This window comes from Pseudomonas sp. W2Aug9, from assembly GCF_023127755.1.
In the GTDB taxonomy this organism is placed as follows: domain Bacteria; phylum Pseudomonadota; class Gammaproteobacteria; order Pseudomonadales; family Pseudomonadaceae; genus Aquipseudomonas; species Aquipseudomonas synxantha_A.
The window spans coordinates 1-15,653 of record NZ_SPKL01000001.1 but is presented as its reverse complement, the minus strand read 5'-3'; the positions used below and the strand labels follow the sequence as shown (position 1 = coordinate 15,653).

Genomic DNA, 15,653 nt, shown 5'->3' with positions numbered 1-15,653 from the left:
TCAATCCTTAAGTGCCTTGACGTTCAAATGCAAACAATTATCAAATGGCCGCTTTGCCCGTCAGCTGACTGGGTGCTTAATACGATGTCCGGCAGCAATGTTCTGTCACATTGATGAGTGCCTGAATGGCCCTGCTCTAGGAAGGAAACCCTGTTATGCGCCTGAGTACCAGCGCTATTGCGCTTGTTGCCTCATTACTGGTCAACCACGGGGCACACGCCTCTGAACTGCCACAACGCTGGGTCAGTGCTGGAGGGGCGCTATCGGAATGGGTGACGGCTTTAGGCGGCGAATCGAAATTGGTCGGGGTCGACACCACCAGCCAGCATCCGCAGTCGCTCAAGGCGTTGCCGAGCATTGGCTACCAGCGGCAGCTGTCGGCTGAAGGCATTCTCAGCCTGCGCCCGCAAATCCTTGTGGGCACTGAGGAAATGGGGCCGCCGCCGGTACTGGCGCAGATTCGCAATGCCGGCGTGCAGGTCGAGATGTTTTCGGCCCAGCCGGATCTGCCGACATTGAAGGGCAACCTTGAACACTTGGGAAAACTGCTGGGCAGTGAGACCCGGGCAGACGCACTGTTTGCCAAATACGGGCAGGCGCTGGAGCAGCAAAAAAGCTGGGTGATCAAGGCCCAGGCGGCGCAAAAGGCTCCGGGCGTGCTGTTGTTGCTGGGCCATGCCGGTGGCAAGCCGCTGATCGCGGGCAAGGACACGGCTGCCGATTGGATATTGCAGCAGGCCGGCGGTCGTAACCTGGCCACGCACTCGGGCTATAAGCCCTTTTCAGTCGAGTCTTTGGCGGGGTTGAGCCCTGATGTGCTGGTGTTTGCCGATCGCGCGCTGACCGGTGATGCGGCGCGCGCTGCCTTGTTCAAGGAAAACCCGATTCTCGCGTCGACACCGGCAGCCAAGCGTGGGCGAGTGTTTGAACTGGATCCGACCTTGCTGGTGGGTGGCCTGGGGCCGCGATTGCCGGAAAACCTGGTGAAACTGTCCGCTGGTTTTTATCCGGCCCAGGCTAAATCGGCTCCATGACCACTCTGCTTAAGCCCAAGACACTGTTTATTGGCCTGTCGCTGCTGTGTGTGTTGGCGATCTGGCTTTCATTGGCCCTCGGACCGGTCAGCTTGCCGTTGATTGATACGCTCAGAGCCGCGTTAAGGCTATTGGGCGTGCCGATTGAGGCGGCGGGGTTGGAGCAGGCTGAATTGATTCTGGGGCAGATTCGCCTGCCGCGGACCCTCTTGGGGCTGGCCGTCGGCGGTGTCCTTGCGTTGTCGGGCGTGGCGATGCAGGGGTTGTTTCGCAACCCGCTGGCCGATCCTGGGTTGGTGGGTGTGTCCAGCGGTGCGGCGTTGGGGGCAGCGGTGGCGATTGTCGGCGGTTCGTTCTTCGGTGGGCTGCCGGATGCGTTCGGTCCCTATTTGTTGTCGCTGTGCGCATTTCTGGGGGGGCTGGGCGTTACCGCACTGGTCTACCGATTGGGGCGTCGCAATGGCCAGACCAATGTCGCAACGATGCTGCTTGCCGGTATCGCGCTGACGGCACTGGCCAGCTCAACGGTGGGGCTGTTTACCTATCTGGCCGACGATGCCACCTTGCGCACCCTGACGTTCTGGAACCTGGGCAGCCTCAATGGCGCGAGCTATTCGCGGTTGTGGCCCTTGCTGTTGGTAAGCGCGGGCGTGGCGCTGTGGTTGCCGCGCCGGGCGAAAGCGCTGAACGCATTGCTGCTGGGTGAGTCGGAGGCCAATCATCTGGGCATTGATGTTGAGGGGCTCAAGCGCGAGTTGGTGTTCTGCACGGCCCTGGGCGTTGGTGCAGCCGTGGCGGCTGCGGGCATGATTGGTTTTGTCGGTTTGGTGGTGCCACATCTGGTGCGGCTGCTGGCGGGGCCGGATCATCGGGTGCTGTTGCCGGCGTCAGTGCTGGCGGGCGCGAGCCTGCTGTTGTTTGCCGACCTGGTGGCGCGCTTGGCGTTGGCGCCGGCGGAACTGCCGATCGGTATTGTCACTGCATTTATCGGTGCGCCATTTTTCCTCTATTTATTGTTACGAGGGCGCGCCTGATGCTGCGGGTAGAAGCGTTGCAGATTCGGCGCGGTGGTAAAACCGTGTTGTCCGATGTCACCTTGGACCTGCTGCCGGGCGAAGTGCTGGGCGTGCTGGGGCCCAATGGTGCGGGCAAAAGTACCTTGCTCGGAGCGCTGTGCGGGGAGTTGTCGCCTGATGAGGGCAAGATCTGGTTGGACCAGCAAGAATTGAAGAGTCTGGGAGGGGCGCAACGTGCCCAGCGTCTGGCGGTGTTGCCACAGACGTCCACCCTGGACTTCGCCTTTCGTGTCGAAGAGGTGGTGGGCATGGGGCGCTTGCCTCATCAGACCGGGCGAGTGCGCGACGATCAAATCGTCCGCGCGGCGCTGCACGCGGCCGACGTGGGCCACCTGAGTGGCCGCAGTTACCTGGCCTTGTCGGGCGGCGAGCGACAAAGGGTGCACTTGGCGCGGGTGTTGGCGCAGTTATGGCCAGGTGAGGCGGGGCAAACGTTGTTGTTGGACGAGCCAACGTCGATGCTTGATCCCCTGCACCAGCACACCACCTTGCAGGCGATTCGCAGCTTTGCCGACAAGGGGGCTGCGGTGCTGGTGATCCTGCATGACTTGAACCTGGCGGCGCGTTACTGCGACCGGATCCTGCTGCTGGAAGGCGGACGCCCCCATGCTCTGGATAGGCCCGCAACAGTCCTGCAACCTGAGCCACTCAAGGCTGTATTTGGTCTGGATGTGCTGGTACAACCGCATCCGGAGCGGGGGCATCCGCTGATCATTGCGCGCTGAAGTCAGTAATTTGCAGGCAAAAAAAGACCCGGCAAGAGCCGGGTCAAATAACCGTGATTAGCCTGATGAGGAGATAATCTGAGAGTCCGAACCAATGGTCTTTCAGTTATCGGCTGATCTCGCGACCAGTTGTGATAATCATAACGATTCTCATTTGAGAGTCAACTATTGTTTTATCTGCTCATCCAGTTTTTCTCAAACGCTCGTTTGTAATGCCTGTAAACATTGGGCTTGAGGGCCGATCTAGTTTTTCTGCCGCGCTGACAGGGCATCCAACTGGCGGTTCAGCGCCTCCTTGCGTTCAGAGGGGAGGTCGTTCCAGTGCACATCCATCAATGCGCCTTCAATGGCGTACAGCAGAACTTTCGAAGCTCGGAAGCCGCGAGTCCGTACGGCTCGGTAAGCATCGACCGCGCCCAGGCGGCGCAAGTCAGACGCGCTGTGGATACCCACCGCATGCAGCCACTGCGCTGATGTCTTGCCGAGGTTTTTCAGGTGTTGCAGCTCATCGTTCATCAAGCCTCCTTGCGACGGCCGAATGGTGCGGTGGGTATCGTGACCAGGCAGCCTGAAAATGAGTGTAGCGCTCAGTAGGAAAAACGCAGTTCTTTGGGCAGGAACGGCTGAAAAGCTTATAAGAATGTGGCGATGCTTTAGCTGACGGGCAGGCGTGAAACGCCCGGCACGCTTGAGGCGAAGCCGGGGTTCAGAAGGTGGATTACTTGGTGCGGTAGCGTAGGCGAGTGCCGAAGTTGACTGACATCAGGATCTCGTCAGCCGTGAGCTCGGGTGGGAAGTAAGTGCCGGAAATCTGCGCGTGGGCCAGGCTCGCGCCTTCCATCGAGCAGTCGCGTAAATCCAGGCCGCGCAAGTCGGCAGAGCGAAAATAGGCGTCGGTGAAGTCAACGCCTGCGGCGTTCAGATCTCGCAGGTCCAGCCCTCGGAAGTCGCCACCGCGCATATCGATGGTGCCGTCTTGAGGGCGCTGCTGGTTGAAGCCGCGGATGTCATCCTTGTGCAGGAGCGCATAAAGCGGGGTATCAAGAAGCTTGGGCTGACTCACGATAGCGACTCCTGTTAGGTGGTGATGTCATTATAGTGGCTATATTGCCGGGTCGTGCGCCATGTGGGCGACACGACCAGGAAATATTGCTTACAAGCCCGGGAGGCGCTGGCGAATATGCGCGACCAACGCATCCAGCGTTCCGCTTTCATTGGTTTCCACGCGCTTGCTCAGCAACAGCTCTTGCGCCGTCAACGGCTCACGACTGGCTTGCTGCTCTTGGATAACGCTCAGCGTTGCGTCGGACGGATCGTTTTGATCCGCCTGACGTTGTGCCAGCCAACTGCTGATAACCGCTTGAGGTGCGTTGCAATCGAGGATCAGGAATGGCGCGCCGGTGGCTTCGGCGATCTGGGCTGCCGCATCACGTTGAGCGCGTTTCAAGAAGGTCGCATCCAGCACCACCGGGTAACCTGCGCGTAGTACCGTCTCGGCAATTTCGTTCAAGCGTGTATAGGTGGCAATGCTGGCGTCCTGATTGTAGATGCCGGCCTGTGGCGCGTTTTCGACCTGCTGCTCGCCAAACAGACGCTTGCGCTCCACATCCGAACGCAGGCGTACGGCGCCCAGGGCCTCGACCAGGCGCATGGCTACATGGCTCTTGCCTACCGCTGAAACACCATGGGTGATTGCCAGAAAGCGCGACGGAATGGTGCTGTAGCTTTCCGCCAGGTTGGCGTAGTTGCGGTACTGGCGCAGGGTAGTGGCGCGCTGCACCGGGCTTGCCTCGCTCGGCATGCTGAACAGCGCAACCTTTGCACGTACCAGCGCACGGTAGGCTTTATAGAAATTCAGCACTTCCAGGCCTTGATAGTCGCCGGTCAGTTCCAGGTACTGGCTGATGAAGCGGCGCGCCAGAGACTTGAGCCCACGGTCTTCAAGGTCCATGGCGAGGAAGGCGGTATCGGCGTACACATCGGTAAAGCGGAAAGGCTCGTTGAACTCGATGCAGTCGAAGATCACGACGTGGCCGTCAATCAGGGTGGCGTTGCCCAGGTGGATGTCACCGTGGCATTCGCGAGTGAAACCATCGAGCTTGCGTTGTTCAAGCAGCGGCTTGAGGCGCTCGAAGCTGCTTTCGGCCCAGGCTTGCAGGGCCTCAAGTTGAGTCAGGTCAGCTTTGTCGCTGAGGAATGGGCGAATCTGGTCGAAGTTCTGGCGTACCGGCGCCATGACTTCATCCGGCGTGCCGGCCGGGTGCTCTTGCGGGACCTTGGGGGCAGTGAGGTGAAAGTGCGCAATCTGACTGGCCATCTCGTCGATGTGGGCGTTGGTCAGTTCGCTGTTGGCTTGCAGGGTGCTGAGCATCTGGCTTTGCGGGAACTGGCGCATTTTCAGTGCGTACTCGATGACCGGGCCGTCGCCGCCCAACTGCGGCGCGTCGGCCGTGCCGGTAATCGGCAACACTTCAAGATACAAATCTTTGGTCAAGCGCTGGTTGAGACGCAGCTCCTCATTGCAGAAGTGGCCACGTTTTTCCAGATCGGTGAAATCCAGAAATCCGAAGTTCATCGGTTTCTTCAATTTGTAAGCATAGGGACCTGTCAGAACCACCCAGGAAATATGGGTCTCGATGACTTGAAATGCTTCAACCGGATGAGGGTATAAAGCCGGGTTTTGCAGGGCAGCGATCAGGGACTGGCTCACGGGCGATCCTTCAAAGTCTGGGAGAAATCATCGTGGCCATTATGGCTGCTGATGCCAGTCGTGCAAACCGCTGTCCGGCTCATGTTGATCATCAATAAAGTGCGTATAATCCGCCGCCATGACTCGAACCCGATCTCCCCGTTCCCGTAAAAAACTTCCTTCCCGCAGCTTGCGCCCCTGGTTGGGCTGGGCGCTCAAGCTGGGCCTGGTTGGCCTTGTGGTGGTCGCCGGCTTTGCGGTGTACCTCGATGCCGTGGTGCAGGAAAAATTCTCTGGCAAGCGCTGGACGATTCCGGCCAAGGTGTATGCACGCCCGCTGGAACTGTTCTCCGGGCAGAAGCTGAGCAAGGAGGACTTCCTTACCGAGCTCGACGCACTGGGCTATCGCCGCGAACCTGTGAGCAATGGCCCCGGCGCCGCAGCCGTCAGCGGCAACACCGTCGACCTGAACACCCGTGGGTTCCAGTTCTACGAAGGCCTGGAAAAAGCTCAGCCGGTACGCGTGCGTTTCTCCGGCGATTATGTGGCTGAACTGTCCTCGCTCAATGGCTCCAAGCTGCCGGTAGTGCGCCTGGAACCGTTGATGATTGGCGGTATTTATCCGAAAAACCTAGAAGATCGCATCCTGATCAAGCTTGATCAGGTACCGCCTTATTTGCTGGAAACCCTGGTGGCGGTCGAAGACCGCGATTTCTACAGCCATTGGGGCGTCTCGCCGAAGTCGATTGCCCGCGCTGTCTGGGTCAACACCTCCGGTGGCAAGATGACCCAGGGCGGCAGTACGCTCACGCAACAATTGGTCAAGAACTTCTACCTGACCAACGAGCGCAGCCTCACCCGTAAACTCACCGAAGCCATGATGGCGATGTTGCTGGAGCTGCATTACAGCAAGCAGGAAATCCTTGAGGCGTACCTCAACGAGGTATTCGTCGGTCAGGATGGCCAGCGCGCGGTGCACGGTTTCGGTTTGGCCAGCCAGTTCTTCTTTGGGCAACCGTTATCCGAGTTGAAGTTGCATCAGGTCGCGCTGCTGGTGGGCATGGTCAAGGGGCCGTCCTATTACAATCCGCGTCGCAACCCGGAGCGTGCGCTCGAACGTCGCAACCTGGTACTCGATGTATTGGAGCAGCAGGGTGTCGCGACGGCTGAACAAGTGGCCGCCGCGAAGAAAATGCCGTTGGGTGTGACCACTCGCGGCAAGTTGGCCGATAGCTCGTTCCCCGGCTTTATCGATCTGGTCAAGCGCCAGTTGCGTGAAGACTACCGCGACGAAGACTTGACCGAAGAGGGCTTGCGGATTTTCACCAGCTTCGACCCGATCCTGCAGATGAAGGCCGAGGCGTCCGTCAACGACACCTTCAAACGCCTGACCGGCCGTAAAGGCTCGGATGAAGTTGAAGCCGCCATGGTCGTGACCAACCCGGAAACCGGTGAAGTCCAGGCCATGATCGGCAGCCGCCAGGCCAGTTTCGCCGGCTTCAACCGCGCACTGGACGCCGTGCGGCCGATTGGCTCGCTGGTCAAGCCTGCGGTCTACTTGAGTGCGTTGGAAAAACCCAGCAAGTACACGCTGACCAGTTGGCTGTCGGATGACCCGTTGTCGGTCAAAGGCGCGAATGGCCAGGTATGGACGCCGAAGAACTTCGATCGCCGTTCCCACGGCACGGTGTTCCTGTATCAGGGGCTGGCGCATTCCTACAATATTTCCACCTCGCGCCTGGGGCTTGAGGTCGGTGTGCCAAATGTCCTGAAAACCATCGCGCGACTGGGGGTGGAGCGTGAGTTCCCGGCATTCCCGTCCATGCTTCTGGGCGCTGCGGCCATGACCCCGATGGAAGTGGCGACCATGTACCAGACCCTCGCCAACGGTGGCTTCAATACACCGATGCGCGGGATCCGCAGTGTGCTGACCGCCGAAGGCGAACCGCTCAAGCGCTACCCGTTCCAGATCCAGCAGCGTTTTGACGCGGGCTCTATCTACCTGATCCAGAACGCCATGCAGCGTGTGATGCGTGAGGGTACAGGGCGCTCGGTGTACAGCGTGCTGCCGTCGAACCTGACGCTGGCGGGCAAGACCGGTACCAGTAACGACTCGCGTGACAGCTGGTTTGCGGGTTTCGGCCAGGATGTATTGGCCGTGGTGTGGCTGGGGCGTGACGATAACGGCAAGACGCCGTTCACCGGTGCGACCGGCGCGCTGCAGGTATGGACCAGTTTCATGCGCAAGGCTGACCCGTTGCCGCTCAACATGCCCCAGCCGGACAATATCGTGCAGGCCTGGATTGATCCGCACACCGGCCAGGGCTCTGATGCCAACTGTCCGGGGGCGGTGCAGATGCCGTATATTCGCGGCAGCGAACCACCACCCGGCCCTGCGTGCGGTGGCAGTGCCCCTGCTGACGCGGATTCGGTGATGGATTGGGTCAAGGGCTGGATGAATTAAGCAAAGAGGGTTTCAAGTGAACAAGTTGTGGATTCCAGCAATTACGGCTCTGGCTTTGCTCGGCGGTTGCTCCAGCGTGCAGCGCGGCTCCATCCCTGTGGTGGACTCAAGCACGTCCGTCTCCAATAACGACCGCATTTCGGCCAATGGCGGCTTCCGTCAGACGGTAGTCAAGCGGCCTGCCCAGGCTGCAACCCAGGCAATTCCCCAGGACTCCGGCGTCGTGGTGATGGTGCCTGGCAGTGGTGCTGCAACCTCGGCGCCTATCAGCGCCGAGCCATGGACCCCAGGCCCTAGCACTTCCGGGCCGGTTAACGCCACGCCGATTCAAACCGCGCCGGTCAACCAGGGCACCTACAACATGCCTTCGACGCCGAGCGGTATTCCGTCATCGTCCAATGCGGGCGGGTTGTCGGCTGACGAACAACTCGATGGCCCGGTGCTGGCGCTGCTCACCACCGCTCAGCAGCAGCAGGCGGGTGGCGATTTGAATGGCGCCTCGTCGAGCCTTGAACGTGCCCAGCGCGTGGCGCCGCGTGAGCCACAAGTGCTGTATCGCCTGGCCCAGGTGCGCATGGCCCAGGGCGATGCGCCCCAGGCGGAGCAATTCGCTCGCCGTGGCCTGAGCCTGGCCAATGGCCGCCCAGACCTGCAAGCCAGCCTTTGGGCCTTGATCGGTGATGCGCGTGCCGCCCAGGGCGATGCAGCGGGTGCCGCCCAGGCGCGACAGAAAGCCAAGGTCAGCCTCTGATGGATGCACGTTTCCCAGCGATCGCCGAACAGCTATTGCTGATCGAGCGAGAACTGCGCGTGCAGGGCAGGTGGGATGAAGAGTCCCCCGGTGCTGAAGCGCTCAGCAGTGTCGAACCCTTTTCAGTCGATACCCTGGACTTCCACCAGTGGCTGCAATGGATCTTCCTGGTACGCATGAAGCAGATCCTTGAACAGGACCTGCCCTTGCCGAATGCATCGGGGATCCTGGAAATGGCCGAGATGGTCTATGCCGACCGACCGCGGGAGAGCCTCGGCTTGCGTAACGCGCTGAAAAAGTTCGATCAATTGATCGTCGACGCTCGTTAATTGCCTGACTGCCGGGTTTTCCGGCAGTCTTGCGCACATTTCTACCGCTTGACGACATTCAGGCGAGTTTTATCCCTCCTCAAAGCCCTTTCTTCTACGTTCTCATGCGCTTAGTTGGAAAAAAGCGCAATTATTGCTTGACTTGAAGGGCCTGAAACAGAAGAATCCAAAGTCCGCTGTATCGGGACTGCCAGAAGCAGGCCCGCTCAGCAGATCATGAGGCGCACACCCGCGCCGACCTGTAACACCCGCAACGCGTTACCTCGCGCTGGGTGGGAAAAGCCCGCAACACTTGGGACGATCCCAATACTTGCTCAGTCAGTGCTGACGTAGTCGGCGACCACCGTCGCTCATGCTCTGTTGAGAAGTAAACCTATTAAGACCCGTCGGTTTTTAACGGACGGTATTCTGGCGTTTTAGAGGTGAACAACGTGGAGCTTTTATCTGGCGGTGAGATGCTCGTCCGCTTTTTGCGTGACGAAGGCGTCGACTATATCTACGGGTACCCAGGTGGTGCTCTGCTGCATGTCTACGACGCACTGTTCAAGGAACCGGCTGTTACCCACATCCTGGTTCGCCACGAACAGGCCGCGACCCATATGGCTGACGGTTACGCCCGTGCCACCGGTAAAGCCGGCGTGGTACTGGTAACGTCTGGCCCAGGCGCAACCAATGCCATTACCGGTATTGCGACTGCGTATATGGACTCCATCCCGATGGTGATCATTTCTGGCCAGGTGCCAAGCACCATGGTCGGCACCGACGCTTTCCAGGAAACCGACATGATCGGTATTTCCCGCCCGATCGTGAAACACAGCTTCATGATCAAGCACGCGTCGGAAATCCCGGAAGTCATGAAAAAGGCGTTCTACCTCGCACAGTCCGGTCGTCCGGGCCCTGTGGTGGTGGATATCCCGAAAGACATGACCAACCCGGCCGAAAAATTCGAATACATCTTCCCCAAGAAAGCCAAGCTGCGTTCCTACAGCCCGGCCGTCCGCGGGCACTCGGGGCAAATCCGCAAGGCGGCGGAAATGCTCCTGGCAGCCAAGCGCCCCGTGTTGTACTCCGGCGGTGGCGTGATTCTGGGCGGCGGTTCCGCTCCGCTGACCGAACTGGCCAAGCTGCTCAACCTGCCGGTGACCAACACCCTGATGGGCCTCGGCGCATTCCCGGGTACGGACCGCCAGTTCGTCGGTATGCTCGGTATGCACGGCAGCTACACCGCCAACCTGACCATGCACCACGCTGACGTGATCCTGGCCGTGGGCGCGCGGTTCGATGACCGTGTGATCAATGGTGCGAGCAAGTTCTGCCCGAATGCCAAGATCATCCATATCGACATCGACCCGGCGTCCATCTCCAAGACCATCAAGGCCGATGTGCCGATCGTGGGGCCGGTGGAGAGCGTGTTGACCGAAATGGTCGCAGCGCTCAAGGACATCGGCGAGGCACCGAACAAGGAGTCCGTTGCCAGCTGGTGGAAGCAGATTGACGAATGGCGTGGTGATCGCGGCCTGTTCCCTTATGACAAGGGCGACGGCAGCATCATCAAGCCACAAACCGTGATCGAAACCCTGTGCGAAGTGACCAAGGGCGACGCCTTTGTAACCTCCGACGTGGGCCAGCACCAGATGTTCGCGGCGCAGTACTACAAGTTCGACAAGCCTAACCGCTGGATCAACTCCGGTGGCCTGGGCACGATGGGCTTTGGTTTCCCTGCGGCCATGGGTGTGAAACTGAGCTTCCCGGATGCCGACGTTGCCTGCGTCACCGGCGAAGGCAGCATCCAGATGAACATCCAGGAGCTGTCGACGTGCCTGCAATATGGTCTTCCAGTGAAGATCGTCTGCTTGAACAACGGCGTGCTCGGCATGGTTCGTCAATGGCAGGACATGAGCTACGGTAGCCGTCACTCCCACTCCTACATGGAATCGTTGCCGGATTTCATCAAGTTGGTTGAAGCCTATGGCCACGTCGGCATTCGCATCACTGATTTGAAAGATCTGAAGCCGAAGATGGAAGAAGCGTTCGCCATGAAAGACCGCCTGGTGTTCATCGATATTCAGGTCGATACCAGCGAGCACGTCTATCCGATGCAAATCAAAGACGGCTCCATGCGCGACATGTGGCTGAACAAGACGGAGCGTACTTAATCATGCGGCATATTATCTCCCTGCTTCTGGAGAACGAGCCCGGCGCCTTGTCCCGTGTTGTCGGCCTGTTTTCGCAACGCAACTACAACATCGAAAGCCTGACCGTGGCGCCGACCGAAGACCCGACCCTGTCGCGCCTGACGTTGACCACTGTTGGCCACGATGAGGTGATCGAGCAGATCACCAAGAACCTCAACAAGCTGATCGAAGTGGTCAAGCTGGTCGACCTGTCGGAAAGCGCCCACATCGAGCGCGAACTGATGCTCGTCAAGGTCAAGGCCACGGGTGCCCAGCGTGCCGAGATCAAGCGCACTACCGATATTTATCGCGGGCAGATCGTCGATGTGAGCGCCAGCGTTTATACCGTTCAACTGACCGGTACAAGCGACAAGCTGGACAGCTTCATCCAGTCGATCGGGACAGCCTCGATTCTGGAAACCGTACGCAGTGGTGTCACCGGGATTGCCCGTGGCGACAAAGTACTCAGCATCTAACCCAAATTAGCGAATGGCCTTACGGCCTGGATATATAGAGGAACCTCATGAAAGTTTATTACGATAAAGATTGTGACCTGTCGATCATCCAGGGCAAGAAAGTCGCCATCATCGGCTACGGTTCCCAGGGCCACGCACAAGCGTGCAACCTGAAAGATTCCGGCGTGGACGTCACCGTTGGCCTGCGCAAAGGTTCGGCTACTGTTGCCAAGGCTGAAGCCCACGGCCTGAAAGTGACCGACGTTGCTTCCGCCGTAGCGGCTGCCGACCTGGTCATGATCCTGACCCCGGACGAGTTCCAGTCCTCGCTGTACAAGAACGAAATCGAGCCGAACATCAAGAAGGGCGCCACCCTGGCCTTCTCCCACGGCTTCGCGATTCACTACAACCAGGTTGTGCCGCGCGCTGACCTCGACGTGATCATGATCGCGCCGAAAGCGCCGGGCCACACCGTGCGTTCCGAGTTCGTCAAAGGCGGTGGTATCCCTGACCTGATCGCGATCTACCAGGACGCGTCGGGCAACGCCAAAAACGTTGCACTGTCCTACGCTGCTGGCGTCGGTGGCGGTCGTACCGGCATCATCGAAACCACGTTCAAGGACGAGACCGAAACCGACCTGTTCGGCGAGCAAGCCGTTCTGTGCGGCGGTACCGTTGAGCTGGTCAAGGCCGGTTTCGAAACCCTGGTTGAAGCTGGCTATGCGCCGGAAATGGCCTACTTTGAATGCCTGCACGAACTGAAGCTGATCGTTGACCTCATGTACGAAGGCGGTATCGCCAACATGAACTACTCGATCTCCAACAACGCCGAGTACGGCGAGTACGTGACCGGTCCGGAAGTGATCAACGCCGAGTCCCGCCAGGCCATGCGCAACGCCCTGAAACGTATTCAGGACGGCGAATACGCCAAAATGTTCATCAGCGAAGGCGCTACCGGCTACCCTTCGATGACCGCCAAGCGCCGTAACAACGCCGCTCACGGTATCGAAGTCATCGGCGAGCAACTGCGCTCCATGATGCCGTGGATCGGTGCCAACAAGATCGTCGACAAAGCCAAGAACTAAGTCGTACGCATCAAGGGAAAACGCGGCTTAGGCCGCGTTTTTTCGTTTGAGGGGCCGGTTCTGGTATAAAGCTGCATCGTTTGCGGGCGAACACTCGCCGCAAGTATCTGTCGAATTTTTTTCACACCGTTGCAAGGTAAAGTCCATGAGCGAACGTCCCGAAGAGCCAAACCAGGCTTCCGACGCCGAAAGCATGCTGCCGATCGATGAACATGTCGAAGAAGGGCATGACGCCGAAGGCCGTAAGGTCCGGCATCGTGGCATCTATCTTCTGCCCAACCTGTTTACCACGGCGAACCTGTTTGCCGGCTTTTATTCCATCATCAACTCCATGAGTGCCCAAAGTGCGCTGGCGGCAGGTGATGCCGCGAGTGCCAGCAAGTACTTTGGTTTTGCTGCCATCGCAATCTTCGTGGCCATGGTGCTCGACGGCCTGGATGGGCGCGTAGCGCGGATGACCAACACCCAAAGTGCTTTTGGCGCCGAGTACGACTCGCTGTCGGACATGGTTGCCTTTGGTGTCGCCCCTGCGCTGCTGGCATTTGCCTGGGCATTGGGTGACATGGGCAAGGTCGGCTGGATGGTTGCCTTCATCTATGTAGCCGGTGCCGCGTTGCGACTGGCGCGTTTCAATACGCAGGTGGGCACTGCCGACAAGCGTTACTTCATCGGGCTTGCCAGCCCGGCAGCCGCCGGCGTCGTGGCGGGTATCGTCTGGGCGTTCAGTGATTACGGCATCCAGGGGTCGAAGATGTCGTTCCTGGTAGCGTTGATGGTTGCAGCGGCCGGGATGCTGATGGTCAGCAATATCAAGTACAACAGCTTCAAGGAGCTGGACCTCAAAGGGCGCGTGCCTTTCGTGGCGATCCTTGTGGTGGTGCTTGTGTTTGCTGTGGTGTTCAGTGATCCGCCGCGGATTCTGCTGCTGGCGTTCCTGGTTTACGCCGCGTCTGGTCCGATTCAGTATTTGCTGCATCTGCGCCGGGACAAAACATTGCCTTAATGTAATTTCCCCCATACTCCGCAGTCTATTGGTGCATCAGTTCTCCAATGCTGCGGAGTTGCCATGTTAATCAAACTACCCAAAGCGTCCGATTGCCATGAATCGGATGTCACGCCTGAATCCCTCTATTTCTCTCGTCGCAGTTTGCTCGGCGGTGCGCTGGCCGGTATTGCCGCCAGTAGCTTGCCGCGTTGGGCCAGTGCGGGCGATGCGGCGCGTTATGCCGATGTCGAAGCGGGCAGGGCGCCCAACTGGTTTGCCGAGAAGCTTCCTGGTACGAAATGGCAGGCGGTGACGGTCAAGGACGAGGCGATCACGCCGTTCAAGGATGCAACCCACTACAACAATTTTTATGAGTTCGGTACCGACAAGGGCGACCCGGCGGCGAATGCAGGTGCGCTCAAGACCGAGCCGTGGAGTGTTGTGATCGATGGTGAGGTGGCCAAGCCTGGGCGTTATGCCTTGGAAGACTTCATGAAACCCTATGAGCTGGAAGAACGGATCTATCGATTGCGCTGCGTTGAAGCCTGGTCGATGGTGATTCCGTGGATCGGTTTCCCGATCTCGGCCTTGCTCAAGCAGGTTGAACCTACCTCCAAAGCGAAGTACATCCGTTTTGAAACCCTCCAGGACCCGAAGAGCATGCCTGGGCAGCGCTCCAGTTTCGGCTTGATCGACTGGCCTTATGTAGAAGGGCTGCGTCTGGACGAAGCGATGAACCCGCTGGCGATTCTCGCCGTAGGTATGTATGGGCGCGAGCTGCCTAATCAGAATGGTGCGCCGTTGCGCTTGGTGGTGCCGTGGAAGTACGGCTTCAAAAGTGTCAAATCCATCGTGCGGATCAGCCTTGTCAGCGAGCAGCCGAAAACCACCTGGCAGAGCATTGCGGCTGATGAGTATGGGTTCTACGCAAATGTGAACCCTACGGTCGATCATCCGCGGTGGACCCAGGCGCGGGAGCGACGTCTACCCAGTGGCCTGTTCAGCCCGAACGTGCGCGATACGCAGATGTTCAATGGCTACGCGGATGAGGTCGCGTCTTTATATACAGGTCTCGATCTGCGGAAGAACTACTGATGCGCTTTCCAATCTGGCGCATTGGAGTCTTTATAGCTTCGGCGGTTTGGCCATTGCTCTGGTTGTATGAAGCATGGAGTTTTGCCCTGGGGCCTGATCCGGGCAAAGTGCTGGTCGATCGCTTGGGGCTGGGTACGTTGATCCTGCTGCTGATCACGCTCGGGATGACGCCGCTGCAGAAGTTGAGCGGTTGGGCAGGGTGGATCGCGGTACGCCGGCAGTTGGGGCTGTGGTGCTTCGCCTATGTAGTACTGCATTTGGCGGCATACTGCGTGTTCGTCCTTGGGCTCGATTGGTCGCAGCTCGGCGTAGAACTGCGCAAGCGGCCCTACATAATTGTGGGGGCGCTGGGGTTTATGGCTCTATTGGTGCTGGCTGTCACATCCAACCGCTATAGCCAGCGTCGATTGGGTAGCCGCTGGAAGAAGTTGCATCGCTTGACCTATGTGATCCTGGGCCTGGGTTTGCTGCACATGCTCTGGATAGTTCGGGCTGATCTGAAGGAGTGGGCTGTCTACGCTTCCATTGGTGCACTGCTTCTTTTGTTGCGGGTGCCACCGGTGATGCGCCGAATCCCTCGCCTTATTGCTAAAAAGACACCTTCTGCCACAAAAGTGTAATTAACCCTTGACGGCAGATTCTGGAAGCCTATAATTCGCCCCACTTCCGGCGCAGTCGAAACGGAAAGCTCCTTGGTAAACAATGAGTTACGTGGTTTTCGGCAGCGAGTTGCTTCAGTTCATCGAAGCCAAAAGGAAGTTGAAAAAGAGGTGTTGACAGCAGCGTGTAAC

The 15,653-nt window shown here is 58.8% G+C and carries 15 protein-coding genes; 12 read left to right on the top strand and 3 right to left on the bottom strand.

Going from position 1 to position 15,653, the window contains the following annotated elements; all coding sequences use genetic code 11:
• Positions 1 to 155: 155 nt before the first annotated feature.
• From E3O56_RS00075 to E3O56_RS00065, 3 genes are read left to right on the top strand one after another with little or no spacing between them, the layout of a single operon-like run.
• Positions 156 to 1,034, top strand: coding sequence for an ABC transporter substrate-binding protein (locus tag E3O56_RS00075; protein WP_248127561.1), 879 nt, complete (start codon positions 156 to 158; stop codon positions 1,032 to 1,034).
• Positions 1,035 to 1,084: 50 nt separating this feature from the next.
• Positions 1,085 to 2,068, top strand: coding sequence for an iron ABC transporter permease (locus E3O56_RS00070; RefSeq protein WP_177327434.1), 984 nt, complete (start codon positions 1,085 to 1,087; stop codon positions 2,066 to 2,068).
• Positions 2,068 to 2,835 carry a heme ABC transporter ATP-binding protein gene (locus E3O56_RS00065; protein ID WP_078822315.1) on the top strand — a complete coding sequence of 256 codons (768 nt, stop codon included), beginning with the start codon at positions 2,068 to 2,070 and terminating at the stop codon, positions 2,833 to 2,835. Before E3O56_RS00070 ends, E3O56_RS00065 begins: the two co-directional genes overlap by 1 nt.
• A gap of 243 nt (positions 2,836 to 3,078) precedes the next feature.
• Here E3O56_RS00065 and E3O56_RS00060 read toward each other — a convergent pair whose 3' ends face one another.
• The 3 genes from E3O56_RS00060 to E3O56_RS00050 form a co-directional block, all read right to left on the bottom strand.
• Complete coding sequence (locus E3O56_RS00060; protein WP_005791418.1) at positions 3,079 to 3,351, bottom strand: TfoX/Sxy family protein; 273 nt, start codon at positions 3,349 to 3,351, stop codon at positions 3,079 to 3,081.
• A 202-nt stretch (positions 3,352 to 3,553) separates the two neighbouring features.
• Positions 3,554 to 3,898, bottom strand: coding sequence for a pentapeptide repeat-containing protein (locus tag E3O56_RS00055; protein WP_032879466.1), 345 nt, complete (start codon positions 3,896 to 3,898; stop codon positions 3,554 to 3,556).
• Between the two features lie 90 nt (positions 3,899 to 3,988).
• On the bottom strand, positions 3,989 to 5,545 hold the full coding sequence (locus tag E3O56_RS00050) for a bifunctional aminoglycoside phosphotransferase/ATP-binding protein (protein ID WP_032879467.1): 1,557 nt from the start codon (positions 5,543 to 5,545) through the stop codon (positions 3,989 to 3,991).
• A gap of 118 nt (positions 5,546 to 5,663) precedes the next feature.
• Here E3O56_RS00050 and mrcB point away from each other — a divergent pair, with 118 nt between their 5' ends.
• From mrcB to msrQ, 9 genes are all read left to right on the top strand, one after another.
• Positions 5,664 to 7,988, top strand: coding sequence for a penicillin-binding protein 1B (gene mrcB, locus E3O56_RS00045; protein WP_248127558.1), 2,325 nt, complete (start codon positions 5,664 to 5,666; stop codon positions 7,986 to 7,988).
• A gap of 16 nt (positions 7,989 to 8,004) precedes the next feature.
• Complete coding sequence (locus E3O56_RS00040; protein ID WP_005791411.1) at positions 8,005 to 8,739, top strand: tetratricopeptide repeat protein; 735 nt, start codon at positions 8,005 to 8,007, stop codon at positions 8,737 to 8,739.
• Positions 8,739 to 9,068: a YqcC family protein gene (locus tag E3O56_RS00035; protein WP_103734791.1), complete on the top strand. Its 330-nt coding sequence runs from the start codon at positions 8,739 to 8,741 to the stop codon at positions 9,066 to 9,068. Before E3O56_RS00040 ends, E3O56_RS00035 begins: the two co-directional genes overlap by 1 nt.
• Positions 9,069 to 9,499: 431 nt before the next feature.
• Positions 9,500 to 11,224, top strand: coding sequence for an acetolactate synthase 3 large subunit (locus E3O56_RS00030; RefSeq protein WP_005791407.1), 1,725 nt, complete (start codon positions 9,500 to 9,502; stop codon positions 11,222 to 11,224).
• Positions 11,225 to 11,226: 2 nt separating this feature from the next.
• Positions 11,227 to 11,718 (top strand): acetolactate synthase small subunit, encoded by a 492-nt coding sequence (ilvN, locus tag E3O56_RS00025; RefSeq protein ID WP_003176102.1) that lies wholly within the window; start codon positions 11,227 to 11,229, stop codon positions 11,716 to 11,718.
• Between the two features lie 47 nt (positions 11,719 to 11,765).
• Entirely contained in the window at positions 11,766 to 12,782 is a 1,017-nt protein-coding gene (gene ilvC / locus E3O56_RS00020) for a ketol-acid reductoisomerase (protein WP_003194132.1), read from the top strand.
• Between the two features lie 145 nt (positions 12,783 to 12,927).
• Entirely contained in the window at positions 12,928 to 13,785 is an 858-nt protein-coding gene (gene pssA / locus E3O56_RS00015) for a CDP-diacylglycerol--serine O-phosphatidyltransferase (protein WP_005791399.1), read from the top strand.
• A 63-nt stretch (positions 13,786 to 13,848) separates the two neighbouring features.
• Positions 13,849 to 14,862: a protein-methionine-sulfoxide reductase catalytic subunit MsrP gene (msrP, locus tag E3O56_RS00010; protein ID WP_032879471.1), complete on the top strand. Its 1,014-nt coding sequence runs from the start codon at positions 13,849 to 13,851 to the stop codon at positions 14,860 to 14,862.
• Positions 14,862 to 15,482: a protein-methionine-sulfoxide reductase heme-binding subunit MsrQ gene (msrQ, locus tag E3O56_RS00005; RefSeq protein ID WP_248127556.1), complete on the top strand. Its 621-nt coding sequence runs from the start codon at positions 14,862 to 14,864 to the stop codon at positions 15,480 to 15,482. Before msrP ends, msrQ begins: the two co-directional genes overlap by 1 nt.
• Positions 15,483 to 15,653: the final 171 nt, after the last annotated feature.